The sequence below is a fragment of the Ruegeria sp. P8 genome, from assembly GCF_056534665.1.
Genome location: NZ_JBQERC010000005.1, coordinates 100,631 through 124,496, shown reverse-complemented (window position 1 = coordinate 124,496; position 23,866 = coordinate 100,631). Strand labels below are relative to the sequence as shown.

Sequence of the window (23,866 nt, the reverse complement as noted above, 5' to 3'; positions counted from 1 at the left end):
TAATGCCACGGGTGCAACGATAGAGCCACCCGCACCGCAGCCGCAAACTTCATCTTTTCATAAATACTCAATGCCCACACAGGGCAACACAGGCTCAGGCGTCAGTCTGATGCCCGGCCAGAACATATTTGCAGTCGCAATAGGGGCATTCGACCCAGCCTGCGTCTTCTGGAATTTGCAGCCACACGCGCGGATGGCCCAACGCACCTTCGCCGCCATCACAGGCAACACGGGCGGTTTCGACGATCTTGGTTTCCGGCGCTTCGATGGTCACGGCTGGCGATCCTTCTTCGGTTGTCGGCCACGCGGGCATGTATTAGGTGCGTTTATGAGCGATGATCAAACCGGGGGCAAGTGCCACATGTGCGACGCGGCGATCAGGATCGAAGGGCTGCGCAAAACCTATCGCGGTGGCAAGGGTCAGCCCGAAAAGCATGCGCTGAAAGGCATTGACCTGACCGTCCCGCGCGGCTCGGTTTTTGGTCTGCTGGGCCCGAATGGTGCCGGAAAATCGACCCTGATCAATATTCTGGCTGGTCTGGTGGTAAAATCGGCGGGTCGCGTGGCGATCTGGGGCTTCGACCAGGATCAGAATCCACGCCAGTCGCGATCGGCCATTGGTGTAATGCCACAAGAGCTCAACCTCGACCCGTTTTTCACCCCGCGCGGCGCGCTTGAGGTTCAGGCCGGTCTCTATGGCGTTCCGAAATCCCAACGGCGCAGTGATCAGATTCTGGAATTGGTCGGTCTCAGCGACAAGGCCGAGGCCTATGCCCGCACTCTTTCGGGCGGTATGCGGCGGCGGTTGCTGCTGGCCAAGGCACTGGTGCATCACCCGAAAATCCTTGTGCTTGATGAACCCACAGCGGGAGTGGATATCGAACTGCGCCAGATGCTCTGGGCCAATGTGCGCAAGCTGAACGAACAGGGCATGACCATCATCCTGACCACCCACTACCTGGAAGAAGCGCAGGAGATGTGCGACGAGATCGCCATTATCAACCACGGTGAAAAGGTCGCGCAGGACAGCACCGCCAACCTGCTGGGCCGCATGGACAGCCGCACCATGGTGATTGTGCCCGACAGCCCGATCATTGATCTGCCTGCGTCAGAAGGCGTCGAGGCAGCTCTCCGCAATGATGGCAGCCTTGTCCTGCAATACCGAAACATCCAGACCAGCGCCGAACAGGTTCTGGAATCGGTACGCGCCGCGAATATCCGCATCCGCGACGTCCGCACCGAAGAGGCCGATCTTGAGGACGTATTCCTTGCCCTGACCTCGTCCCGTACCGAAGATCATCCGGCGGATGATCAGGATCAGCCACGCCGGGGCATCCACCGCGTCAAGCTTTAAGCCCGGTCTATTCGCGCCTGATAGCAGTTATTCCGCGCAGATCGCACGTGAATATAGGCAACGTCGGATCGGGAAAAGATATCCCTGACTTTTGCGCCGATCTGATCCGTCGGCGTGATCGCCCCGGTGCCATAGACGATCCTGTCATCCGTACCGTAGCCCTTGATCAGATAGTCGGGCGAGGTGGACAGAATTTCGGGCAGCGCGTCTTCCTCGTACCGGTCACATGGTGTTGCACACAAAAAGATCGGGCCGGTTTCCGCATAGGGATGTGTCTTTGAAAAAGGTCGATGTGCCAATATCAGCATCTCATCGCCCTCGGGGATATGTCGCAGGCAGTGGCGGCACGGGTTACCTGCACCCGTCGAAACAGCGCGTTCCGGCGTTGAACCATATGCATCCGCGCCACCTGCCTGAAGGGCGCGTACATCGTTGGTGGGCAAAGCGGTGATTTTGAACATCTCGGATCTCCTTTTTTGCTGACCATGCCCGTGCGACCGGACCCAATCGACCCGTTTCCTGCGCAAAGGACTCGAAAAAGAACAAAACGTGAATATAATGTGGAATCGCCATGTATGCCGAGCTGTCGATCACGTCGAATTTTACCTTCCTCACCGGGGCCTCGCACCCCGAGGAGTATATGGAGCGTGCCGTCACCCTGGGCTTGCCCGCCATTGCGATTTCTGATGACAACTCGGTCGCCGGGATCGTCCGCGCCCACACTCAGGCGTGCGAGATCGCCCGCAAGGTCCGCGAACGGCTGGCGTGGGAGGAGCAGAATACCTCAATCGGGCCACCCTGCCCCGATCATATCCCCAAGCCGCCCTCCTATCCCATCCACGCGGTTCCCCGCCTGATCCCGGCGGCGCGGCTGATCTTCACCGATGCGCCCATGGTCACCGCCCTGCCCCTGAACCGGCAGGGTTGGGCCAACCTGTGCCGCATCCTCTCCAAAGGCCGTCTGCGCGCCGAGAAGGGCGACTGCATCCTGCACCTGTCTGACCTGCTCGAATTTTCCGATGGCCTCCACCTGCTGCTGTGGCCACAGGCGGCGGGCTCTCCGGGCGGCGCGGGCGCGTGGCGGACACAGGCGCAGCAGCTGACGCGCCGCTTTGCCGGGCGGATGCATCTGTTGATGCACCCCCGGTATGATGGCGCCGATGGTTCGTATTTCTCTTTATTAGAGACCGAAGCAAAGCAGCTTGGCATCCTCACGCTCGCCAGCGCAACACCGATGATGCACCACGGCACCCGCCGCAAACTGGGCGATGTGCTGACCGCCATCCGCCTGCGCCGCAAGGTGGACGCATTGGGCCGGGACGCTTTGGCCAATGGTGAACAGCGCCTGCGCTCCGAGGCCGAGATGCTACGCATCTTCAAAGGTCATGAGGGGGCCGTTGCCCGCGCTTATGCGCTCAGCGAACAACTCACGTTCTCGCTGGACGAGCTGCGTTATGAATACCCCAACGAGGGCAGCACGCAAGAAACCCCGACCCAGCGCCTGCACCGTCTGGCGCATGAGGGGTTGAAATGGCGTTATCCCGCCGGGGCGTCCGAAAAGGCGAAAAAAATGCTGGCGCATGAGCTGACGCTGATCGGCAAGCTGAAATACGAACCCTACTTCCTGACCGTCCGCGATATCGTCCATTTCGCCCGGTCGCGCAGCATCCTCTGCCAGGGGCGCGGATCGGCTGCCAACTCGGTCGTCTGTTTCTGCCTCGGCATCACCGAGGTCAGCCCCGAGATGGGCACCATGGTGTTTGAACGCTTCGTCTCCGAGGCGCGCGATGAACCGCCAGACATAGACGTCGATTTCGAACATGAACGCCGCGAAGAGGTGATCCAGCACATCTATGACCGCTATGGCCGCGAACGCGCGGGCCTCTGTGCCACGGTGGTCCATTACCGCGGCAAACGCGCCATCCGCGAGGTTGGACGCGCCATGGGCCTGACCGAAGATACAATCTCGGCGCTTTCCTCACAGCTTTGGGGCTTTTTCTCGGCCTCGGGGCTTGAGGCGCAACGGATGCGCGAAATTGGCCTCGACCCCGAAGATCGGCGCCTGAAACAGACTCTAATGCTGGTTTATGAGATCGACGGCTTTCCCCGCCACCTCTCGCAGCATGTGGGAGGATTCATCATCACCGAGGGTCGGCTGGATGAGCTTGTCCCCATCGAAAACGCCACGATGGAGGGCCGCACGGTCATCTGCTGGGACAAGGACGATATCGACAGTCTTGGCATCCTCAAGGTCGATGTCCTCAGCCTCGGGATGCTCACCTGCATCCGCAAGGCGTTTGACCTGATCGGCCAGCACCACCAGACCAGCTATACCCTTGCCACCCTGCCACCCGAGGATCCGGCAGTCTATGACATGCTCTGCAAGGCGGACAGCATCGGCGTGTTTCAGGTGGAATCACGTGCACAGATGAACTTCCTGCCGCGGATGCGGCCGCGTAATTTCTATGATCTGGTGATCGAGGTTGCCATCATCCGCCCCGGCCCCATTCAGGGCGACATGGTCCACCCCTATATCCGCCGCCGGAACGGAGAGGAGGAGGTCAGCTTCCCCTCGGACGCGCTGGGCGAGGTGCTGGGCAAAACGCTGGGCGTACCGCTGTTTCAGGAACAGGCAATGCAGATCGCCATTGTCGGCGCGGGCTTCACCCCGGAACAGGCCGATCGGCTGCGCCGCTCGCTGGCGACCTTCAAGAAACATGGCAATGTCAGCGAATTCCGCGCGCTCTTTTTGCGCGGGATGAAACGCAACGGGTATGAACAGGATTTCGCGGAACGTTGCTTTTCCCAGATCGAAGGCTTCGGCTCGTACGGTTTCCCCGAAAGCCACGCGGCCAGTTTTGCGCTGCTGGTCTATGCCTCGGCCTGGATCAAATGCCACCATCCGGGCATCTTCGCCTGCGCCCTGCTGAATTCGCAGCCGATGGGGTTCTACGCGCCGGCCCAGATTGTGCGGGATGCGCGCGAACATGGGGTACAGGTGCGCCCGGTCTGCATCAATGCCAGCTTTTGGGACAATGTGATGGAGCCTGATGGCCATGGCGGGCTGGCGCTGCGGCTGGGCTTTCGCCAGATCAAGGGCCTGAGCGAGGAAGACGCCAGCTGGCTGACCGCCGCGCGCGGCAACGGCTACACCCAGGTCGACGATGTCTGGCGCCGCGCAGGCCTTGGACCATCGGTGATCGAACGGCTGGCCGAGGCTGATGCCTTCGCCGCCTGCGACCTGACCCGGCGCGAGGCGCTGTGGCAGGCCAAGGCAATTGCCACAGCCAAGCCTCTGCCCCTGTTTTCGCAAGATCTGGAGGGCGAGGCGCTGGACGAACCCGAGGCTTATCTGCCGCAAATGACGCTGGGCGAGCAGGTGGTCGAAGATTACGTCGCCACCCGCCTCAGCCTGCGGGCGCACCCGGTGGCCCTGCTGCGGTATCTGCTGACGCCGGATGGGCGCGACAAAACCACCTCTGTTCCGTAACGCCGGAACACCCTATCTGCCAAAAACAGAGTCGAAATTCAGGCCGTCATGACCAGACCCATCCTTCCCCCGCGCTTTCCCGCGACGCCCGAGCAGATCAACGCGCAAGTTCGCGCCTTTTATGCCCGTGTCCGGCAAGACGCGGTTCTTGGACCCGTATTTGCCAACCACGTCACCGACTGGCCCGCGCATGAAGACAAGATCGCCGCCTTCTGGCGCAATGCCATCCTGTATGAGCGCTGCTATGACGGCAATCCGCAACGGGTCCATATCGAACGGCCCGATGTGAAACCGGAATTCTTTGCCCATTGGCTGGATCTGTTCGAGGAGGTCGCCACCCGGACTCTGCCCGCGGAAACGGCCACCCCGTGGGTCGCCTTGGCCCGCCGCATTGGTGTCGGCATGAAGGCAGGTGTCCAATCCGCACGACAGCCCAAAGACGCGCCGCCGATCCTGCGATGATCCCGGATCATGGCGGCCATGCGATGTTAGCGATAAAATAAGGGCTATTCGCGCCCTCGGAATAGGGTTAAGCAGCACTACGGACAGCCGGGAACCCTGCCTGCGCTGCTATGATGTATCGTCACCATACCAACATAGGCCGAGGCCGGATTGATGAGTGCTCAAAACAACACCCTGCGGGGGCTTGGCTATGCATTTCTGGGATTTGCCGTCTTTGCCAGCCACGACGCGCTGATCAAGGTGCTGGGCGGCACCTATTCAGTGATGCAGATCATCTTTTTCGCCACGCTGTTTTCGTTCGTTCCAATGGCCGTCACGATCCTGACCGACCGCACGACGGGAAACTTTCTGCCGCATCATCCATGGCTCGTTCTGCTGCGCTCGGGCCTGATGGTAACGGCTATGTCCTGCGCGTTTTACGCGTTTTCGGTTCTGCCACTGGCCGAGGTCTATTCCCTGCTGTTCTCATTCCCGCTGATCGTCACGGTGCTGTCGATCCCGATACTGGGTGAAGTGGTCCGCGTTCAGCGCTGGGCTGCGGTTGGCGTCGGCCTGATCGGCGTCCTGATCGTTCTGCGCCCCGGTGCAACGGATATCACACTGGGCCATATGGCCGCCCTGATGGCCGCCTTTTGCAGCGCCTTTGCCTCGGTCCTTGTGCGCAAGATCGGGAATGAGGAGCGCTCGGCCGTGCTGATCCTTTATCCGATGCTGCTGGCCATCGTGGTCATGAGCCTTGCCCAACCGGCCGTATACCAGCCGCCTTCCCTGCTGCATCTGGCGATGATGGCGTTGGTTGGGGTGTTCTCGGTCATCGCGCAACACCTGATCATTCTGGCCTACCGCGCCGCACCCGCCGGTGTCGTCGCCCCCAGCCAATACAGCCAGATCATCTGGGCAACACTGTTTGGCATGATCTTCTTCGACGAGCGCCCTGACATCTGGGTCGCCGTCGGTGCCAGCATCATCATCGCATCCGGTGTCTATGTTGTTTGGCGAGAAAGCCGGGCCAACACCACCTCGGCCAATACCCCGGTTCTGCGGGTTCGGTCGCCGCGTTCAGATACCGGGGCGTCACGGCCTGGAAAGTAGGTCCAACGAAAACGGCGCGCCGATCAGCGCGCCGTGGTTGGAAAATGTGGATTTTACTCTTAGTAGATAACCACCGACCGAATGCTTTCGCCCTTATGCATCAGGTCGAAGCCGTGGTTGATGTCGTACAGACCCATGGTGTGGGTGATCATCGGGTCAATCTCGATCTTGCCTTCCATGTACCAGTCGACGATCTTGGGCACATCCGTGCGCCCGCGCGCGCCGCCGAATGCGGTACCGCGCCACGAACGGCCGGTGACCAGCTGGAATGGCCGGGTCGAGATTTCGGCCCCTGCAGGTGCCACGCCGATGATGATCGACTCACCCCAGCCCTTATGTGCTGATTCAAGTGCTGCGCGCATCACGCCGACATTGCCTGTGGCGTCAAACGTATAATCCGCACCGCCCCTGGTCAGGTTGACGAGATACGGCACCAGATCGCCTTCAACCTCGGACGGGTTCACGAAGTCGGTCATGCCGAACCTGGTGGCCATTTCCACTTTGGAGGGGTTCAGGTCGACGCCGACGATCTGGTCTGCTCCGGCCAGACGCAGACCCTGAATGACGTTCAGGCCGATACCGCCCAGACCAAACACGATTGCGCGGCTGCCGATTTCCACCTTGGCGGTGTTGATGACCGCGCCGATACCGGTCGTGACACCACAGCCGATATAGCAGATCTTGTCGAACGGCGCGTCCTCGCGCACCTTGGCCAGGGCGATTTCAGGCAGAACTGTGTGGTTCGAGAAGGTCGAGCAGCCCATGTAGTGCAGGATCGGATCGCCATCCAAGGTCGAGAAACGAGAGGTGCCATCGGGCATCAGACCCTTGCCCTGGGTTTCCCGGATCGCCTGACACAGGTTGGTCTTGGGGTGCAGACAGTATTCACACTCGCGACATTCCGGCGTGTAAAGCGGGATCACATGATCGCCCGACTTCAGGCTGGTTACGCCCGGACCCACTTCAACCACCACGCCTGCGCCTTCATGGCCCAGAATGGCCGGGAACAAGCCTTCGGGGTCGGCACCCGACAGGGTGAATTCGTCGGTATGACAGATACCGGTGGCCTTGATCTCGACCAGAACCTCGCCCGCCTTGGGGCCTTCGAGGTTCACATCCATCACTTCCAAAGGTTTGCCTGCCTGAATGGCGACGGCGGCACGGGTACGCATGCTACTTATCTCCCTGTCACTTTTGCCCCGACCCTGCGTCAATTACAGGGTGTTTTCAACCGTGCTTTCATGGCAGGTTGGCTAATTAATTGATATTGCAGAAACGACATTGCCAGAATGAGGAACGCCAATGCACCGATTTTTCCCGATCCTGTTCTTTCTGGCGGCCTGTGCTGAAACCCCGCCCGCGCCCGAAGACGCTTTGCTGCCGCCGGAACCTGCCCCGGTCGATCTGGCCTTTTGTCAGGGAGAAGATTTTTCCGATACCGTTGGCCAGCCGGTTTCGAACATTCAGGCAAACCTGCCCGCACGGTCGCGCGTGCTGGGCCCGGATGGCATCGCCACACAGGATTACCGCATCGACCGGCTGAACGTGTACGTGAATGGCGACGGGATCATCCTGCGGCTGACCTGCGGATAAGGGCGGACTCGACTCAGGCATCGATTCTCATTTAAGAACAAAGTAAGAACATTGTGATGCCTGCAAATGCCCAAACGCCGAATACTTTCGCTATGGTTCCCCCGTCTGGGGGCTGAACGGCTGATCCGCGCTGCGCGGGGGCTGCATACCGGGCCTTTGGCCATCGTGGCCGAACAGTCGAACATGCAGGTTATTACCTCGGTGAATGCCGATGCGCAGGCTGCCGGGCTGCGTATCGGCCAGCCGGTGCGGGATGCTCATGCCATGTGTGCCAACCTGATCACGCGGCACCGTAACGCCCCGGCCGAAGCCGCGTTCCTGGCCGCGTTGCGTCGCTGGGCGGGAAAGTTCAGCCCATGGGTGGCCGAAGAGGCCCCGGACGGGCTGATCGTCGATCTGTCAGGTTGCGCCCATCTGTTTGGCGGAGAGGAGGCGTTGCTGAACGTTCTTGAAACCGACTGCGCGGATATGGGTCTCAGCGTACAAATGGGTATCGCCGACACGCTGGGCGCAGCCTGGGCTTTGGCGCGCTATGCGGGGCAGGCGGCCACATCCGACCGCAATGGCGACGCCATCAGTCAGGAGGCCCGTGCCACCCGCGCCCGGGCGGGCAAACGGCGGCACTGGACCAAAGGCGGCACCGCGCCGCAAGTGAGGGCCCTGGGTGGAGGCGCGCGGATCGCACCGCCGGGTCAATCTTATGGCGCACTCAGCCCCCTGCCTATCGCCGCGCTGCGATTGGAAGATCAGGTTGTCGTGCAGCTGAACCGTCTGGGCCTGCGCCGCATCGGCGATCTGCTGGGTCAACCCCGCGCCAGCCTTGCGCGGAGGTTTGGACGCAGGCTGGTTCTGCGGTTGGATCAGGCCATGGGCAGCGCGCCCGAGCCTGTTTCGCCCGCCCGCCCGCCGCACCATTTCGCGGTGCGGATGACCCTGCCCAACCCGATTGGTCTGGTTGAGGATGTCATGGCTGCGGTTGATCGGGTTCTGCCAACGCTTTGCACCAAGCTGGAAGAAAAGGGGCGCGGTGCCCGCACCCTGCGGCTGGAGGCGCACCGCGCCGATCAGGCGGCTGAGATTATCGAGGTCGGTCTGGCCCGCCCAACTTACGATAAATACCGCATTCGTCCTTTGTTAGAGATGAAAATTGACAAGATCGACGCAGGCTACGGCATCGACATGCTGCGGCTTGAGGCGGTTCAGACAGAACCCATCCACGCGCGCACCGTGGCCGGCCATGCCGAAGCCCGCCGTGTGGCCCGCAACCGACTGGCGGGCAATACCGCCGTGGATGACCTGATCGGCAAGCTGGGCGCGCGGGTGGGGCTTGAGGCGATCACCCGGCGCCATCCCGCGGCCTCGCACATCCCTGAGAAAACGGCGCAAACGCTGGCGGCGGCATGGTCGGAACCTCCCCGCGACTGGCCTGCGCCGCCACGCCCCCGCCCCCTGCTGATGTGGCAGCCTGAGCCGGTAATGGCACCGGAAACCCCTGACGTGCCCAGCGCCTTTCGCTGGCGCAGGCGTAACTGGCAGCTGGCGCAGGCCACCGGCCCGGAACGGATCGCACCGGAATGGTGGCTGGATGACCCGAACTGGCGCAGCGGCGTGCGGGACTACTGGGTTGTGGTGACACAGCAGGGCGAGCGGTTGTGGCTGTTTTATGGCCATGGCGGAACCATGTCTGCAGGCTGGTTCTGTCACGGGCAGTTTGGTTAGGGTCTATTTCCCTCGGTACACCAACAGATCCGGCAGATAGTCAATCAGACGGATAAACCACGAGAATGGTGCAGGAAAATCCGTACGGAAACGACGCCGCGACATCGCCTTGAGCACATGACCCGCGGCATCCTCGGGGCTCATCAGCATGGGCATCCTGAAGCTGTTTTTCTCAGTCAGACGGGTCTTGATGAAGCCGGGATTAATGATCCGCACGGTCACGCCGGTGCCCGCCAGATCATGGCGCATCGTTTCCGCCAGGGAAATCAGTGCCGCCTTGCTGGCCCCATATCCGATGGCCGCTGGCAACCCGTGATAGCCCGCGAGCGACCCGATCAGCGTAATATCCCCCCGACCTGCCTTAACAAGGTCCGGGACGCTTTCACCCAACACACGCAAAGCACCCAGATAGTTTACATCACCCATCCTGAGCGACGCCTCTGTATCCCAATCCGCCGAGCGCACGGGGTCATACGCGCCGGCATTGTAAACCAGCCCATCGACCAGACCCGCCTCGGCCACAGCCCCGCGAACAGAGTCTAAATCAGTGACATCGCACCGGATCGCGCGGGCATTGGGAAGCTCGGAGCAGATGTCAGCCAAACGTTCAGAACTACGCGCCGACAAGATCAAATGCGCGCCCCTGTCGCTTAGCGCCTTAGCCAAAGCACGACCCAAACCTTCGCTTGCGCCGATGATCCAATAGGTTTTTCCGTCAAAGCTGCTCATGCGCGGGCCGATTCAGTCATGTTTCATATTCTACGGGCCCGTGACGTAGTTGGATCAAATGCGATCGCGCTTCTGACAAAACTTCCAACCGGATTGATCCAGCTGCACCTACCCCGCGTATTTCATTCTAAGAACCACTTAACGAGGCTGGAATGTTCGACGAAACCCAGGGCGTACGGAAGAAAATCGCAGTTGTTGGTGCAGGTATTTCAGGCCTTTCAGCCGCCTACTACCTTTCAGAAAACAATGACGTGACCCTCTATGAGGCGGAACCGCGGTTAGGTGGCCATGCCCGCACAGTCATGGCCGGGAAGAACGGCGATCAACCGGTGGATACTGGTTTCATCGTCTTCAACTACGCAACCTATCCTTTTCTGACCCGACTTTTTGATGAGCTCAATGTTCCCGTGATCGAAAGCGAAATGAGTTTTGGCGCGACAATCGACAATGGTCGTATCGAATATGGTTTGAACAATCTGCGCACCCTGACCGCGCAGAGGCGCAATCTTGCGCGCCCTGCCTATTACAAGATGATTGCCGACATTCTGCGCTTTGGCAAAAAGGCTCCGGAGGCTGCAAGAGATGACGACACCACGATTGGTGAGTTGGTGGATCAGCTTCGTCTGGGACACTGGTTCCGCCACAACTATCTGATGCCAATGTGTGGGGCGATCTGGTCAACTCCGGTTGAACTGGTGGATCAGTTCCCTGCACGCTCATTGGTGCAGTTCTTTCGAAATCACGCCCTTCTGGCCAGTGGCCGCGCAAATCAACACCAGTGGTACACAGTTAAAGGTGGCAGTATCGAATATGTCCGCAGGATCGATGCCGCCCTACGGGCACGAGGGGCGGCAATCCGTTTGGCCAGTCCGGTTCAGAACATTTCCCGGAGTGAGACAGGTGTTACGGTCCGCAGTCAGGGTGCGGTGGATCAGTTTGATGAGATCATCCTGGCTACCCACTCTGACCAATCGCTTGCCATTTTGGGCGGGAATGCCACCCCGGCGGAAACCGCTGCACTGGGCGCAATTCGGTACCAACCCAATACCGCCACCCTGCATTGTGATCCTGGCCAGATGCCAAAGCGGCGTGCATGCTGGTCCAGCTGGACCTATCGATCACAGGCCGGAGACGTAGGCGTTACATATTGGATGAATCGACTACAGAACATACCGGACAACGACCCGCTTTTTGTGACGCTGAACGCCTCGACAGATATTCCAGCGGATAAAATCTATGATCAGGTCGAATTTGCCCACCCGGTATTCGACAAAGCCGCCCTGAAAGCACAGGGGCATATTCGCGAGATACAAGGACAGAACCGAACCTGGTTCGCCGGTGCGTATAACCGGCACGGATTTCACGAAGACGGGATCGCCAGCGCGATGCATGTTGTTGAGCGGATAAATGGTGCCCCGCAAACAATCGGAGCTGAATATGCCATTCTTGGACAAGATCCGGCCATCTCTGTTGCCGCCGAATAGCGGGATGCTGCGCGCGACCCTTTTGAGCCTTTCCTTGCTGGCCCCCACTGGGTTGATCGCGTCGCCTGTGACGGAAGAGTTGGATGGTGCACAACTTCGCGGAACTGCAACCTTCCGCTATCTCGGGTTTCCGATCTACGACGCCAAGCTTTACACACCCAAAGGTGCTTCGTTCAGTTGGAGTGAAGATTTCGGGCTTCAGCTGACATACCGTAAAAGCATCAAGAAGAATGCGCTGGTCAACTCGACGCTCGGCGAGATGAAACGCGTCGGCCACCCTGCCCCGGTCGGCGACCAACTGGACGTGTGTTTTAGGGGTGTCACCAAGGGTGACAGCTATCTGGCGGTGTCCGACGGGCCAGACAAGGTCAGTTTCTGGCTGAACGGTCGAAAGACCTGCACAATGGCATATCCGGGCATCAAACGCAGTTTCATGTCGGTTTTCCTCGGCGAAAACACACGGTCAGCGTCCTTCACCCAAATGCTTCAGGGAAAGTGATGCTTTACCCTCGGGTCAGCTTATACGCGCTGATGCTCGCTGCGGCGGGTATCCCGCTATACATTCATCTGCCGCGTTTTGCGGCGGTGAATCTGGGCATTGGACTGGGGGTGATCGGTACCGTCTTGCTGGTGATCCGTTTGGTCGATCTGGTACAGGACCCACTGATCGGTTGGGCGATTGACAGATGGCCCGGTGGCCAGCTTGTCTTTGCGTCCATGGCAGCTCTCGGCCTTGCCATTGGATTTCCGGCGCTGTTCAGCCTGCAACAAGGCGCAGATGTACTGACATTGATTGTTCTTCTGATACTGTTGTTTTCGGCTTATAGCCTGGGGACTATCCTGCTCTACGGGCGTAGTGCGACGCTAGCAAAACGCGCAGACGCGAAGGAGTTGATGACCCTCGCCGCTTATCGGGAAGGCGGACAACTGACAGGCGTTATCATCGCGGCAAGTGCCCCTGCCCTTTTTGTTGCCGCCGGAGCCCACGCGCAAGGCTATCCCGCATTTGGTCTGTTTCTGGGTCTGCTATCGGTCGCAACCCTTTTGTTGACTGTTCCGATCTGGCGGCGGCCCGCAATCACCGGATCCGGTCTGTCTTTCGCAAGCCTTGGCCAGGCCGGAGGTTTGCGCCTTTTGGTGCTGGCTTTGATCAACAGCCTACCCGTGGCCATTACATCGACCCTGTTTCTCTTTTTCGTAGAGGACCGATTGCAATTGCAGGGTAAGGCCGGGCCGCTGTTGATCCTGTTTTTCCTCAGCGCAGGCGTAAGCGTGCCGCTTTGGGCTAAGCTCAGTAACCAAATTGGCTCGAAACAGACACTGATGATTGCAATGCCGCTTTCCATCGCGGGGTTTATCGGTGCCGCCACACTGAGCGCTGGGAACCTCACCGGTTTTGCGGTGATTTGCCTCGCCTCGGGTGCCGCTCTGGGCGCGGATATGGTCGTGCTGCCCGCCATGTTTTCGGTCACGTTGACCCGAGCCGGTCTTAACGCATCCACAGCGTTTGGTATCTGGTCCTTTGCTGGCAAGCTGGGCCTGGCCCTGGCAGCCTTTTTTACCCTGCCATTGCTGGAGCGCAGTGGCTTCACCCCCGGTCAAACCAATTCCGCCCAAGCGCTTGATACACTCAATCTCGCCTACGCGGTGCTGCCCTGCATCCTGAAACTTGGGGCCTTTGGAATGGTCCTGACCCTGCCAACCGAGGTCACAAGCAAATGAATGCTGTCGCCATCATCCTGCTGGCTCTGCTGATTGCAATGTTTGTCCGCGCCCGACTGCTGAGCTTTCGTGCGCAGACCCCGTCAGACTATGCCGGTACCGGGCCCAATTTTTCGCTGAAAAGGCATCTGAACGGTGAAATCCTGTCCGAGGGTCTGATCTATGGCCCCAATGGCAGGATGTCGAACAGCTTTGTGGCCCGCATGGTCGGTGAGTGGAATGGGAACACCGGCACACTTTCCGAGTTCTTCACGTACTCAAATGGCAAAAAGATGAACCGTAAATGGTATCTAACGCTTGGCACCAGAAATACGTTCACGGCAACAGCAGAGGATATCGTTGGCGAAGGTCACGGCACGATATCCGGCGCAACGATCAAGCTGACCTACAGGATCATTCTGCCCAAAGACGCAGGAGGACACACGCTGGATGTTACAGACTGGATGTATTTAACAGAACAGGGCGTCATCATGAATCGTTCCGAGATGCGTAAGTTTGGCATCAAGGTTGCTGAGCTCGTTGCAACAATGCGCCCAACCCCCAAATCACATCCGATCCACGTCGGTGGCGCAAATGAGTATAGCATCACTTCAGAAAGGCGGATGGTGCAATGATCACAGGTCGCTCTCTGATTACATGCGTTTCCGTCGCAAGCTTTGCACTTCTGGTTGCCTGCTCTGGCAAACCGAAGGTTCCGACAACCTTTCTGTCTGAACGGCAGCTGAACCTCGAGGAATTCTTCGACGGAAAGACCGTGGCTTACGGGCAGTTTCAGGATTTACTGGGGAACGTTCCACGCAGATTTGAAGTCGATATCGACGGCACATGGGACGGGAAAACCCTGACACTGGTCGAGGATTTTATCTACGACGACGGCGCAACCGAACAGCGCATCTGGACGTTGACAAAGACTGGCGATGACACGTGGACTGGTACTGCGCCCGGTGTGCTTGGAACCGCCAGCGGGACCGAGAGGGGCGACACCTTCAACTGGAAATACAAAATAGACCTGCCTGTCAAAGATGGCACGATGCGCGTCAGCTTTGACGACTGGATGTGGTTGCTGACCGAGGACCGTCTGTTAAACCGTGCTTACGTCTCACGCTTTGGCATACGCCTCGGCGAAGTTATCCTGATCTTTGAAAAAGAATAGATCCCGCTATTCCCATCCAGACGCTGCCCATCAATAAAATATGAACTCGTCCACCGGCACCTGTAGCAGTCGCCTTGCTGCGCCAGCCATGTTTGCACTTTGCCCATCTGGCGTTGCAGAGTCGTGGTGGGCTCCGTCTTCAATTTTCAAACGGGCGCGCTCAATCTCGCCCCACAAGAAAAAAAGACCGTCTCGTTTGCCGACAAGACCGGCAGGTATCGTGGTCCGCAAAACACGAGTTTTTGCCTGTGACATCTGCTCTCTTACTGCCTCCGGTGTTTTCCACCTTTTGCAGAAAATCTACCGGTTATTTCGGGAAAAGCCAATTTTTTATGGGCAGAACCCGATTTTCAACCCCCCGTTGACAGGGGTATTCGCAGCTCTCGCTGAAGGGTGTTGTCCTGACTGAGTATTTGCAGTCACCGCCGATTGCCACACCTTCGGTTGATGGCGGGTTCCCCCGCCTTGTCGACAGTGGTCCCTGCTTTGACAAACTCTCGGCCCCGGATCATGCAGCCGACTGCTCTGACACGATCTCTCCGAACCGCGTAAAAAACTTTGCCGACAACTTCTTGGCGGTTCCCGCAATCAGCCGACTGCCGAGCTGAGCAATCTTGCCACCAACATCAACCTTCGCCGTGTATTTCAGCACGGTTTCATCACCTTCTTCGGTCAACGAAACGTCTGCGCCGCCTTTGGCAAATCCAGCCGCCCCGCCTTTGCCTTCACCCATCAAAGAGAACCCGTTTGGTGCATTGGCCGTGTCCAATGTGACCTCACCCGCAAAGCGCGCTTTGACCGGGCCAATTTTCAGAACAACTTTCGCCTCAAGCTCGGTTGGTGATTTCTGCGTCAGTTCCTCACATCCCGGGATGCATTCCATCAAAATGTCGGGATCGTTAAGCGCGCGGTAAACGACGTCGCGTGGCGCTGCAATACGGATTTCATCAGTCAGTTCCATTCAGGTCTTTCCTTTGTTCAACAACATCTTGGAAATAGGCGCATTGCAGCCGTTTCTATCCTTTGAGCCAGCAACGCAGGCCACATGTGGCAAAGGTGTTCAAGCAAGCTTTTCATCATGCGACACCTTTGCTGCCTTTTCACCGTTCCGCCACATCACAATCTCGGCCAAAATCGACAGGGCGATCTCATGCGGATCTATGGCATGTATGTCCAACCCCGCCGGGGATTTCAGGCGCGCAACTTTCAAAGGGTCCAATCCCTGGGCGATAAGCTTTGCAGTCAGCGTAGCTGCCTTGCGGCGACTGGCCACCATCGACACGCGTGCCGCATCGGTTTCCAATGCAGCCTTCAAAGCGGATGCATCGCTGCGCCCCTGCGCAGCCACCACGACAAAGTCCCGCGGCTCCACACCCAGCGCATCGACATGTGCCAAGGCAAACCGCACATGGTTTCCAGCAATATCAAGCCCATCCTCGACAGCCGTGCGAAATCCGGCCAGCGATCCATGCGCTGCCAGAGCTTTGGCAATCAACCCCTCGCCGAAAATCACCAGCCGGGGCGCGTGTTGATAGGGTTCGACCAAAAGATCGACTGTACCACCGGACGGGCACCCACTTTTGAACGTTTGAACACCATCGGGATCCGTCATGTTCACCACCTTTTCCGAAGGTTTGACACGGATAATCTGCGGTGCCCCGGACGCCCAAGCCTGTTGCGCCGCTGCCCGGACTGCGCGCTGCACACAAGCCCCTCCAAGATGCCCCAGAATTTCACCCGCCCGGGTAATCGCCGCCTTCCCCCCAGCTTTGGCCGAGGTCGCATCCGCCGTGCGCAAAACCGTCGCCACACAAAAGGCCTCTCCGGTTCCGCGCAGCTGATCGATAGTGTCAAAAATGTCGAAATTCGCCAAGGTCAGACTCCTTTCACAGCTTTTGGAACTGCGGCTCAAGCGCCGCCAATGCATCCAGTGTATTGGCCGGCAAATGCGCATCCAGATAGGGTTCAGCCGCCTGCATCGCTGCCGCAATAGGTTGATAGTCCTTCCAGCCCTTCAAGGGGTTCAGCCAGACGATCCGGCGTGCCTTGCGCCTGATACGCGCCAGCATATCCCCCAGAGCCTGCGGATCAGAACTGCAATATCCGTCCGACAGGATCAGGACGACAGTACGCCCGTTCAGTGCCCGCGCGCCGTATCCCGACAGAAATCGCTCCAGACTGCCGGAAATATCGGTACCGCCGCCGAAGCCTTCGGCCATCAGCGACAACCGACCCGCAGCCCGGAGGGTGTCATGGTCGCGCAACGCATCTGTAACCCGCATCAATCGTGTGTGAAACAAATACGCATCCGCCTTGATCCCGCTGCCGATCAACCCTTTCAGGAAGGCCAGAAACACGCGTGAGTACACGGTCATCGAACCACTCACGTCGCACAATGCCACAATCCGCATCGGACGCGGTGGCCGCGCTCGGCGATACAGGTCCAGCGGCTCACCGCCACGCGCCAGGCTGGCGCGCTGTATTCGGCGCATATCCAGAACAGCCCCGCGCAACGCCCGTTTCCGGCGGCGCGATCGCCTGTCCCGAAATGCCCGCGCCAAGGTCAGCGCGGCTGTTTCAGCCTGTTTTAGGGCCTCTTCGTCCATCAACTCTCGCAAGTCCCGGCGTGACAGGTTGGCCGTTCGCGTGGCGATCAACTTGCCGTCCACCCCTTCGGCTTCCCCTTCACCGCAGTCAGGCAGAGTGGCCTCTTGCTCCGACCCGGATCGTGGTTCGTCCTCACCCTGAGTTCTGGTCTGCCAGATCATTGGCTTGGCGGACTGCACCCGCACATGCTTGTTTTTCGCTTTTCCCGAACGCTGTGCGCCAGCGTTGAACCAATAGGCGTCGAACAGTTCATCAAACCGGCGCCAATCTTCCGCATCTCCGGTCAATATCGCGCTCATGGCTTGCCGGGCCTGTTTGGCATCCGTTGCATCCACTTCGGACAAGGCGGCAAGCACGTCCGCCGCATCCGACGCCCCCAATTGCATACCGTTCATTCGCAAATGCGCTATGAAACCCGACATACGGTCGGCAAGACCCGAGGCCCGAGAGGGAAAGCGCGTAACCTGCATCACGCGACCTTTCCAATCAGGCGATCCATCACCTCGGGCGGTGCCGCATTGTAATCTGAGGCAGTTTTCAGCAAACACACCAGCGTAGCCTGCACGTCTTCGCGGGATTTGGCCAGATCATTGACACCCAACCCGGACAGGGCTGCGGCCCAATCCAGCATTTCGGCGATGCCCGGTTTCTTCTCAAGATCTTCCTGACGCAGCGCCTGTACAACACCGATGATCTGACGCGCCAGAATCCCTTCAATTTCAGGCAGTCGCGCCCGCAGGATTGCCAGTTCGGTCTCCCTCGAAGGATAGTCAAGAAAGCTGTACAAACATCTTCTGCGCAGCGCATCCGACATATCCCTCGTCCCGTTGGCCGTCAGAATGACGACAGGCCGAACTTGTGCCTGCACAGTTCCCAGCTCGGGTATCGTGATCTGAAAGTCTGACAGGATTTCCAGAAGGTAGGCTTCAAACTCCTCATCCGCCCGATCAATCTCATCAATCAACAGAACCGGAGGTTTTGTTTCCGAGATAGCCTCTAACAAAGGCCTTTTAAGCAAATATTCATCCGAAAACAGCTGCGCCTCCGCGACGCCACCCTGCGCTTCGCTCGCCCGGATCGCCAATAGCTGTCTTTGATAATTCCATTCATAGATGGCATGGCTGGCATCCAGACCTTCGTAGCACTGCAGACGTATCAATCGCGTATCGCGCCAGGCTGCCACCGCTTTCGCAACTTCGGTTTTCCCCACACCCGCCGGCCCCTCCAGCAACAACGGGCGCCCAAGTTGTTGCGCGAGATGCAACGCCATGGCCAACCGATCATCGGCAACATAGCCCTGCGCGACCAACCCGTTCTGCACATCTTTCAAGGTCAAAACCAGGATCCTATCTTCATCTGGCCCCAAATATCCCGGGGGAGATTCGGAGGGGGCAGAGCCCCCTCCGTCGGTCGGACCGGCAACAGCCGGTCCGATCCCATTCACCCATGCATCCCCAGACCATTGGCAATCTTCCAAATCCGCCAGTGGTCGTGCGGCATATGGCTCTGCACCAGTCCAAAGGGTCGGAACGCGTCATGCACTGCGTTCGAGAACGCGGGCACACCGCCGACATTTGGGCTTTCCCCCACACCCTTTGCGCCAATCGGATGGTGCGGGGACGGGGTCACCGTATGGTCGGTGGTATAGTTCGGCGTCTCCCACGCGGTTGGCAGGAAGAAATCCATCAGCGTACCGGTTTTCACATTGCCCATGTCATCATAGGCAATCTCCTGACCCATCGCGATGGCCAACGCCTCGGTCACACCGCCATGGACCTGACCCTCGATGATCATCGGGTTGATCCGGGTGCCGCAGTCATCCAGCGCATAAAACTGCCGGACTTCCCATTCACCAGTATCCACGTCAATCTCCATGACACAGATATAGGCCCCGAAAGGATAAGTCATATTGGGCGGGTCATAGTAACTGACGGCCTCCAGACCCGGCTCCAGCCCAGGAATGGCCTGATTATAGGCGGCGAATGCGATTTCCTTCATGGTCTTGAACCGCTCCGGCGCGCCTTTGACAGCAAAGCGATCCACGTCCCATTCGACGTCATTGTCGTGTACCTCCAGCAGATAGGCCGCGATCATCTGGGCTTTTGCCCGAATTTTGCGGGCCGCCATTGCCGTGGCCGCGCCAGCGACCGGAGTGGACCGGGATCCATAGGTCCCAAGCCCGTAAGGCGCGGTATCCGTGTCACCCTCTTCCAGCGTGATGTCATCGGCGGGCAGGCCGATTTCACTGGCGATGATCTGGGCAAAGGTTGTGGCATGGCCCTGCCCTTGACTGATCGTCCCCAGCCGCGCGATCGCTGATCCGGTCGGATGAATGCGAATCTCGCAGCTGTCGAACATCCCCAGCCCGAGGATATCGCAGTTCTTCACCGGTCCGGCTCCGACGATTTCCGTGAAATGCGTCAGGCCGATGCCCAGCAGCTTGCGCGTTTTTCCGTCCTTGAAATCCGCGATCCGCTGCGCCTGTTCCGCCCGCAGACCCTCATAGTTCACAGCCTTCAGCGCTTTGTCCCAAGCGGTGTGATAATCGCCCGAGTCATATTCCCAGCCCAGCGCGGATTGATAGGGAAACTGATCTGCCTTGATGAAGTTGATCCGACGCAACTCGGCCGCATCCATGTTCAGCTTGATGGCCAGAACCTCGATCATGCGTTCGATGAAATAGGCGGCTTCGGTCACGCGGAAGGAACAGCGATAGGCCACACCGCCCGGCGCCTTGTTGGTATAGACACCATCCACCGCCAGATAGGCAGTCGGGATGTCATAAGACCCGGTGCAGATATTCATGAACCCGGCAGGGAATTTGGTCGGGTCGGCACAAGCGTCGAAACCGCCATGATCCGCAGTGGTGTGACACCACAATCCAGTGATCTTGCCTTCCTTGGTGGCAGCAATCTTCCCCTGCATCCAGTAGTCGCGGGCAAAGGCAGTGGACATCAGGTTTTCCATCCGGTCCTCGACCCATTTCACCGGCTTGCCGGTAACGATCGAGGCCACCACCGAACACACATAGCCTGCGTAGGCCCCCACCTTGTTGCCAAACCCACCACCGATATCGGGGCTGATCACGCGGATATTATGCTCGGCCAGCCCCGAAATCAGCGACACTACTGTCCGGATTGCATGAGGGGCCTGGAACGTCCCGTAAAGCGTCAGCTTGCCAGTCACCTTGTCCATCGACGCCACGCAACCGCAGGTCTCAAGCGGGCACGGGTGGGTGCGGTGGTAATAGATCATCTCTTCGGCGACCACGTCAGCCTCGGCCAGCACGGCTTCGGTCGCGTCCTTGTCGCCCTGTTCCCACGTAAAGATGTGGTTGTGATGTTTACGCGGTCCATGTGCGCCTTCGGTCTGACCTTCCAGGTCTTCGCGGAGCACCACGTCCGACTTCAACGATTCGAACGGGTCCGTGATGACAGGAAGCTCTTCGTATTCGACCTCGACCAATTCAACGGCATCCGCCGCGACATAGCGGTCTTCGGCGACGACATAGGCAACTTCCTGGCCTTGGAACAGCACCTTGCCATCGGCCAGCACCATCTGCTTGTCACCGGCAAGTGTCGGCATCCAGTGCAATCCCAAAGGAGACAGGTCTTCGGCGGTCAAAACGGCGATCACGCCGGGCAGTGCCAAGGCCGCCTCTTTGTTCACGCTGACGACGCGGGCATGAGCATAGGGAGAGCGCACAAAATCGCCAAACAGCATCCCGTCCAGCTTGATGTCATCGACGTAATTACCCTTTCCTTGGGTGAAACGCACGTCCTCGACGCGCTTTCGGGCGCAGCCCATACCTTTGAGGTTGGCAGCGCGTTCTTCGGGGGTCAGAGTCTGGTCGTTCATTCCGCGGCCTCCTTCTGAGCATTGAGCAAATCAGCCGAAGCCGAGATGGCCTTAACGATATTCTGGTATCCGGTGCAGCGGCACAGGTTTCCGGCCATGCCGAAACGGATTTCCTCCTCGGTCGGGTTCGGATTCTCCTGCAACAGACGATGCGCCCGGGTGATCATACCGGGCGTGCAGAACCCACATTGTAGCCCGTGATGTTCGCGAAACATTTCCTGCAACACTCCAAGGCTGCCATCGTCATTGGTCAGGCCTTCAACGGTTGTGATCTCAGCACCGTTTACCTGCGCTACAAAGGCGGTACAGGATTTGACCGACTTGCCGTCGATATCCACGGTGCAGGCACCGCAGTGGCTGGTTTCACACCCGATATGTGGGCCGGTGATTTTCAGGTCTTCCCGCAGGAAGTGGATCAGCAGCGTGCGCGGCTCGGCCAGACCTTCAACCTGCTTGCCGTTTACGGTCAGTTTGACATGCATTTTCGACATTGGTTCCCTCCCCCTCAGCCCGCGCGGCTTTGCGCACGGTCGATGGCGCGGCGCAGCACCACGGCTGCCACGTGTTTCTTGAATTCGACGGGGCCGCGGTTATCAGCGACCGGATCGATCGCGTCTAGCATTGCGGCAACGCACCCTTCGACATCACCTCCGGCCAGCGCGGTGCTGGCCTCATCCGACCAGATGGGCGTGTCGGCCAGATTGGTCATCGCAACCGAGGCCTGACCGTTGCCAACCATCACAGCCGCGGCGGCGGTCGCATAATCTCCTATCTTGCGCTTTTGCTTTTGATAGGCCTGCCCCACGCCTGCACCCGGCACAGGGATCGAAATCCGGGTCAGGATTTCTTCGTCTTCGCGGGCGGTGAAATACGCGGCCTCATAAAAATCACGCGCGGCAACTGTCCGGTTCCCGTCCGGGCCGGACAACTCGAACGCGGCGTTCAAGCATTGCATCAGACCCGGCATGTCATTGCCCGGGTCACCATTGGCTACATTGCCACCGACAGTGCCCATGTACCGCACTTGCGGATCCGCAATCTGAAGCGCCGCCTCGCGGATCAACGGAATGGCTTCGGCCAGACCGCTGTGGGTGATCAGCTCGTGCTGCGTGACCATCGCACCCAAAGTAACGGTGTCAGGTCCGACCTCAATCCCCTTGAGTTCTTCAATGGCCTGAAGATCGACCAGATGACCCATCTCGGCCATGCGAAGCTTCATCATCGGGATCAGGCTATGCCCGCCCGCGATCACGCGCGCCTCGTCACCATATTCCTGTAGAATGCCGATGGCCGAGGCAATGTCGCCTGGCCGGTGATACTCAAAGCCGGCTGGTATCATGTTTTTCCTCCCTGGGTCCGGGCGATATGCCTTGGGGGACCTGAGGTAAGGAAAGAACGGCGGATTTAACTGATCCAGTTAAGGAAAACGGAGCGCGCGGCTTGTTTCACGAAATGCGAAAGAACTGCACGAGTTGCGCCTAGACCCCCAGTGCCTCGCGAATATCTGTCAGGCGGGACCGGCTGACCGGCACCTTGCTCAGCGCGTCAACACCATCGAAATAACAGGTGCCGTTGTCCTTGTGACGTTCAAATCGCGAGACGTGTTTCGGGTTCACCAGATAACTGCGATGCGCCCGCAGGAACCCTTCGGGCAAAAGCCGCGTTTCCGCATCGGTGATCGACCAGGGGCAGAACAGTTTCTCTGCATCCATATAGAGTACCGTGTAATGCCCTTCGGCCCGAATTGCGGCGATCCGCGCGGGATGAGCAAATAAGGTCTGGCCTTCGCGCTCATACGGAACACCAGCGCGCATTGGGGCGGGTTCCAACACAGGTCCCGAGGCAAGTGCAGTCACGGGCTTTGGCTCTATGAACGTGATACCGGTCAACAGGAAAGCACCACAGATCAGAAAGACGGATACCGTCACCCCCATTGCCAAAACCTGATTATCCAGCGCAGGACCCGCACCACCGAGGCTGTCGCTCGCGACGAAATCCGTAAGGCCCGTGGCAACAAAATGCATGGTGAACACCGCCAGCCCGAAACAAACCGTGCCGAGCAGGATGTTTCGTTGAGTCCGGTTGCCATAAGCCACCCAAATTGCAGACACCGACAAGATTACCGATGCCAGCGCTGACAGAGCAACGTCGAAAACATCATAGACGGGGCGGCAAAGCTGCATACCAGCCATCCCGACATAGTGCATCGCGACGATGCCCAGTCCGACAACCACACCAGATCCGATCATCGTCTGAACCGAACGCGGTCGGAAATGCAGCAGCAGCAACGCCAGCCCTACCATCAGGATCGCGACCAGTGCCGACATCAGGGTGATCAGGGCATCATAGTAGAACAGGATTGGCAGTTGCAGCCCCAGCATCGCCACGAAATGCATCGACCAGATGCCGCCGCCCAGAATGACAGCGGCCAATGCCACCACGAACTTGCGTCGCTGGCTATCCAGCCTGGACGCGCCATGCGTCAGGTACAGACCCGTGAACCCGGCCATGAGCGCCACGGCAAGCGAAGCCACCACCAACCAAGTGTTGTGAGAGTAGTCCAGCATTTGGATTTGAACGCCCTCCCCGACGCGAGGATGACG

Annotated in this window: 24 protein-coding genes; 11 read left to right on the top strand and 13 right to left on the bottom strand. The window is 58.9% G+C overall.

Annotation, left to right across the window (positions count from 1 at the left end):
* Window positions 1-94: 94 nt before the first annotated feature.
* The gene (locus ACR0BZ_RS09395; RefSeq protein WP_267364399.1) at window positions 95-274 is read right to left on the bottom strand and encodes a zinc-finger domain-containing protein; all 180 of its coding nucleotides are present in this window, start codon (window positions 272-274) and stop codon (window positions 95-97) included.
* Between the two features lie 87 nt (window positions 275-361).
* On the opposite strand from ACR0BZ_RS09395, the gene ACR0BZ_RS09390 reads away from it, so the two are divergent.
* Window positions 362-1,354 (top strand): ABC transporter ATP-binding protein, encoded by a 993-nt coding sequence (locus ACR0BZ_RS09390; RefSeq protein ID WP_480538568.1) that lies wholly within the window; start codon window positions 362-364, stop codon window positions 1,352-1,354.
* Here the strand turns inward: ACR0BZ_RS09390 and ACR0BZ_RS09385 are convergent.
* Entirely contained in the window at window positions 1,351-1,815 is a 465-nt protein-coding gene (locus ACR0BZ_RS09385; protein ID WP_480506580.1) for a DUF1203 domain-containing protein, read from the bottom strand. The genes ACR0BZ_RS09390 and ACR0BZ_RS09385 overlap by 4 nt on opposite strands.
* 110 nt (window positions 1,816-1,925) lie before the next feature.
* On the opposite strand from ACR0BZ_RS09385, the gene ACR0BZ_RS09380 reads away from it, so the two are divergent.
* The 3 genes from ACR0BZ_RS09380 (at window position 1,926) to ACR0BZ_RS09370 (ending at window position 6,398) form a co-directional block, all read left to right on the top strand.
* On the top strand, window positions 1,926-4,844 hold the full coding sequence (locus ACR0BZ_RS09380; protein ID WP_480920084.1) for an error-prone DNA polymerase: 2,919 nt from the start codon (window positions 1,926-1,928) through the stop codon (window positions 4,842-4,844).
* Between the two features lie 48 nt (window positions 4,845-4,892).
* Window positions 4,893-5,306 (top strand): group III truncated hemoglobin, encoded by a 414-nt coding sequence (locus ACR0BZ_RS09375; RefSeq protein ID WP_480474472.1) that lies wholly within the window; start codon window positions 4,893-4,895, stop codon window positions 5,304-5,306.
* Between the two features lie 153 nt (window positions 5,307-5,459).
* Window positions 5,460-6,398: a DMT family transporter gene (locus ACR0BZ_RS09370; RefSeq protein WP_480920083.1), complete on the top strand. Its 939-nt coding sequence runs from the start codon at window positions 5,460-5,462 to the stop codon at window positions 6,396-6,398.
* Window positions 6,399-6,457: 59 nt separating this feature from the next.
* Here ACR0BZ_RS09370 and ACR0BZ_RS09365 read toward each other — a convergent pair whose 3' ends face one another.
* Window positions 6,458-7,570 (bottom strand): S-(hydroxymethyl)glutathione dehydrogenase/class III alcohol dehydrogenase, encoded by a 1,113-nt coding sequence (locus ACR0BZ_RS09365; protein ID WP_480920082.1) that lies wholly within the window; start codon window positions 7,568-7,570, stop codon window positions 6,458-6,460.
* A gap of 130 nt (window positions 7,571-7,700) precedes the next feature.
* Between ACR0BZ_RS09365 and ACR0BZ_RS09360 the strand changes: the two genes are divergently transcribed.
* Window positions 7,701-7,991 carry an I78 family peptidase inhibitor gene (locus ACR0BZ_RS09360; RefSeq protein ID WP_267364411.1) on the top strand — a complete coding sequence of 97 codons (291 nt, stop codon included), beginning with the start codon at window positions 7,701-7,703 and terminating at the stop codon, window positions 7,989-7,991.
* 66 nt (window positions 7,992-8,057) lie between these two features.
* Window positions 8,058-9,710: a Y-family DNA polymerase gene (locus ACR0BZ_RS09355; protein ID WP_480920081.1), complete on the top strand. Its 1,653-nt coding sequence runs from the start codon at window positions 8,058-8,060 to the stop codon at window positions 9,708-9,710.
* 3 nt (window positions 9,711-9,713) lie between these two features.
* Here the strand turns inward: ACR0BZ_RS09355 and ACR0BZ_RS09350 are convergent, their stop codons facing one another.
* Window positions 9,714-10,439: an SDR family NAD(P)-dependent oxidoreductase gene (locus tag ACR0BZ_RS09350; RefSeq protein ID WP_480506585.1), complete on the bottom strand. Its 726-nt coding sequence runs from the start codon at window positions 10,437-10,439 to the stop codon at window positions 9,714-9,716.
* Window positions 10,440-10,591: 152 nt separating this feature from the next.
* On the opposite strand from ACR0BZ_RS09350, the gene ACR0BZ_RS09345 reads away from it, so the two are divergent.
* Genes ACR0BZ_RS09345 through ACR0BZ_RS09325 form a run of 5 tightly spaced genes read left to right on the top strand, consistent with a single transcriptional unit; the run spans window position 10,592 to window position 14,798 of the window.
* Window positions 10,592-11,923, top strand: a complete 1,332-nt coding sequence (locus ACR0BZ_RS09345; protein WP_480920080.1) for an NAD(P)/FAD-dependent oxidoreductase — start codon at window positions 10,592-10,594, stop codon at window positions 11,921-11,923.
* Window positions 11,877-12,422 (top strand): hypothetical protein, encoded by a 546-nt coding sequence (locus ACR0BZ_RS09340; protein ID WP_480920079.1) that lies wholly within the window; start codon window positions 11,877-11,879, stop codon window positions 12,420-12,422. Before ACR0BZ_RS09345 ends, ACR0BZ_RS09340 begins: the two co-directional genes overlap by 47 nt.
* On the top strand, window positions 12,422-13,645 hold the full coding sequence (locus tag ACR0BZ_RS09335; protein ID WP_480920078.1) for an MFS transporter: 1,224 nt from the start codon (window positions 12,422-12,424) through the stop codon (window positions 13,643-13,645). Before ACR0BZ_RS09340 ends, ACR0BZ_RS09335 begins: the two co-directional genes overlap by 1 nt.
* The gene (locus ACR0BZ_RS09330) at window positions 13,642-14,259 is read left to right on the top strand and encodes a DUF3833 domain-containing protein (RefSeq protein WP_480920077.1); all 618 of its coding nucleotides are present in this window, start codon (window positions 13,642-13,644) and stop codon (window positions 14,257-14,259) included. Before ACR0BZ_RS09335 ends, ACR0BZ_RS09330 begins: the two co-directional genes overlap by 4 nt.
* Entirely contained in the window at window positions 14,256-14,798 is a 543-nt protein-coding gene (locus tag ACR0BZ_RS09325) for a DUF3833 domain-containing protein (RefSeq protein ID WP_480920076.1), read from the top strand. Before ACR0BZ_RS09330 ends, ACR0BZ_RS09325 begins: the two co-directional genes overlap by 4 nt.
* Window positions 14,799-14,828: 30 nt before the next feature.
* Here the strand turns inward: ACR0BZ_RS09325 and ACR0BZ_RS09320 are convergent, their stop codons facing one another.
* The 9 genes from ACR0BZ_RS09320 to ACR0BZ_RS09280 all read right to left on the bottom strand — a co-directional run bounded on the left by ACR0BZ_RS09320 (window position 14,829) and on the right by ACR0BZ_RS09280 (window position 23,830).
* A complete protein-coding gene (locus tag ACR0BZ_RS09320; protein WP_480920075.1) occupies window positions 14,829-15,053 on the bottom strand; it encodes a hypothetical protein in 225 nt (74 codons plus the stop codon).
* A gap of 253 nt (window positions 15,054-15,306) precedes the next feature.
* A complete protein-coding gene (locus ACR0BZ_RS09315; RefSeq protein ID WP_480474467.1) occupies window positions 15,307-15,759 on the bottom strand; it encodes an SRPBCC family protein in 453 nt (150 codons plus the stop codon).
* 99 nt (window positions 15,760-15,858) lie between these two features.
* A complete protein-coding gene (locus ACR0BZ_RS09310; RefSeq protein WP_480920074.1) occupies window positions 15,859-16,671 on the bottom strand; it encodes an XdhC family protein in 813 nt (270 codons plus the stop codon).
* 13 nt (window positions 16,672-16,684) lie between these two features.
* A complete protein-coding gene (locus tag ACR0BZ_RS09305; RefSeq protein ID WP_480920073.1) occupies window positions 16,685-17,875 on the bottom strand; it encodes a vWA domain-containing protein in 1,191 nt (396 codons plus the stop codon).
* Window positions 17,875-18,741 (bottom strand): AAA family ATPase, encoded by an 867-nt coding sequence (locus ACR0BZ_RS09300; protein WP_480920072.1) that lies wholly within the window; start codon window positions 18,739-18,741, stop codon window positions 17,875-17,877. Before ACR0BZ_RS09300 ends, ACR0BZ_RS09305 begins: the two co-directional genes overlap by 1 nt.
* Window positions 18,742-18,845: 104 nt before the next feature.
* Window positions 18,846-21,263 carry an aerobic carbon-monoxide dehydrogenase large subunit gene (locus tag ACR0BZ_RS09295; protein WP_480920071.1) on the bottom strand — a complete coding sequence of 806 codons (2,418 nt, stop codon included), beginning with the start codon at window positions 21,261-21,263 and terminating at the stop codon, window positions 18,846-18,848.
* Complete coding sequence (locus ACR0BZ_RS09290) at window positions 21,260-21,754, bottom strand: (2Fe-2S)-binding protein (protein ID WP_480474462.1); 495 nt, start codon at window positions 21,752-21,754, stop codon at window positions 21,260-21,262. The genes ACR0BZ_RS09295 and ACR0BZ_RS09290 overlap by 4 nt, the downstream gene beginning before the upstream one ends.
* A 14-nt stretch (window positions 21,755-21,768) precedes the next feature.
* Window positions 21,769-22,602: an FAD binding domain-containing protein gene (locus tag ACR0BZ_RS09285; RefSeq protein WP_480920070.1), complete on the bottom strand. Its 834-nt coding sequence runs from the start codon at window positions 22,600-22,602 to the stop codon at window positions 21,769-21,771.
* Window positions 22,603-22,741: 139 nt separating this feature from the next.
* The gene (locus tag ACR0BZ_RS09280) at window positions 22,742-23,830 is read right to left on the bottom strand and encodes an MHYT domain-containing protein (RefSeq protein ID WP_480914829.1); all 1,089 of its coding nucleotides are present in this window, start codon (window positions 23,828-23,830) and stop codon (window positions 22,742-22,744) included.
* Window positions 23,831-23,866: the final 36 nt, after the last annotated feature.

What these genes read in the sequence shown, in the direction of transcription:
- ACR0BZ_RS09390 (WP_480538568.1), top strand. Translation starts at nt 362, where the DNA reads ATGTGCGACGCGGCGATCAGGATCGAAGGGCTGCGCAAAACCTATCGC.
- ACR0BZ_RS09385 (WP_480506580.1), bottom strand. Translation starts at nt 1,815, where the DNA reads ATGTTCAAAATCACCGCTTTGCCCACCAACGATGTACGCGCCCTTCAG.
- ACR0BZ_RS09380 (WP_480920084.1), top strand. Translation starts at nt 1,926, where the DNA reads ATGTATGCCGAGCTGTCGATCACGTCGAATTTTACCTTCCTCACCGGG.
- ACR0BZ_RS09375 (WP_480474472.1), top strand. Translation starts at nt 4,893, where the DNA reads ATGACCAGACCCATCCTTCCCCCGCGCTTTCCCGCGACGCCCGAGCAG.
- ACR0BZ_RS09370 (WP_480920083.1), top strand. Translation starts at nt 5,460, where the DNA reads ATGAGTGCTCAAAACAACACCCTGCGGGGGCTTGGCTATGCATTTCTG.
- ACR0BZ_RS09365 (WP_480920082.1), bottom strand. Translation starts at nt 7,570, where the DNA reads ATGCGTACCCGTGCCGCCGTCGCCATTCAGGCAGGCAAACCTTTGGAA.
- ACR0BZ_RS09360 (WP_267364411.1), top strand. Translation starts at nt 7,701, where the DNA reads ATGCACCGATTTTTCCCGATCCTGTTCTTTCTGGCGGCCTGTGCTGAA.
- ACR0BZ_RS09355 (WP_480920081.1), top strand. Translation starts at nt 8,058, where the DNA reads ATGCCCAAACGCCGAATACTTTCGCTATGGTTCCCCCGTCTGGGGGCT.
- ACR0BZ_RS09350 (WP_480506585.1), bottom strand. Translation starts at nt 10,439, where the DNA reads ATGAGCAGCTTTGACGGAAAAACCTATTGGATCATCGGCGCAAGCGAA.
- ACR0BZ_RS09345 (WP_480920080.1), top strand. Translation starts at nt 10,592, where the DNA reads ATGTTCGACGAAACCCAGGGCGTACGGAAGAAAATCGCAGTTGTTGGT.
- ACR0BZ_RS09340 (WP_480920079.1), top strand. Translation starts at nt 11,877, where the DNA reads ATGCCATTCTTGGACAAGATCCGGCCATCTCTGTTGCCGCCGAATAGC.
- ACR0BZ_RS09335 (WP_480920078.1), top strand. Translation starts at nt 12,422, where the DNA reads ATGCTTTACCCTCGGGTCAGCTTATACGCGCTGATGCTCGCTGCGGCG.
- ACR0BZ_RS09330 (WP_480920077.1), top strand. Translation starts at nt 13,642, where the DNA reads ATGAATGCTGTCGCCATCATCCTGCTGGCTCTGCTGATTGCAATGTTT.
- ACR0BZ_RS09325 (WP_480920076.1), top strand. Translation starts at nt 14,256, where the DNA reads ATGATCACAGGTCGCTCTCTGATTACATGCGTTTCCGTCGCAAGCTTT.
- ACR0BZ_RS09320 (WP_480920075.1), bottom strand. Translation starts at nt 15,053, where the DNA reads ATGTCACAGGCAAAAACTCGTGTTTTGCGGACCACGATACCTGCCGGT.
- ACR0BZ_RS09315 (WP_480474467.1), bottom strand. Translation starts at nt 15,759, where the DNA reads ATGGAACTGACTGATGAAATCCGTATTGCAGCGCCACGCGACGTCGTT.
- ACR0BZ_RS09305 (WP_480920073.1), bottom strand. Translation starts at nt 17,875, where the DNA reads ATGCAGGTTACGCGCTTTCCCTCTCGGGCCTCGGGTCTTGCCGACCGT.
- ACR0BZ_RS09295 (WP_480920071.1), bottom strand. Translation starts at nt 21,263, where the DNA reads ATGAACGACCAGACTCTGACCCCCGAAGAACGCGCTGCCAACCTCAAA.
- ACR0BZ_RS09290 (WP_480474462.1), bottom strand. Translation starts at nt 21,754, where the DNA reads ATGTCGAAAATGCATGTCAAACTGACCGTAAACGGCAAGCAGGTTGAA.
- ACR0BZ_RS09285 (WP_480920070.1), bottom strand. Translation starts at nt 22,602, where the DNA reads ATGATACCAGCCGGCTTTGAGTATCACCGGCCAGGCGACATTGCCTCG.
- ACR0BZ_RS09280 (WP_480914829.1), bottom strand. Translation starts at nt 23,830, where the DNA reads ATGCTGGACTACTCTCACAACACTTGGTTGGTGGTGGCTTCGCTTGCC.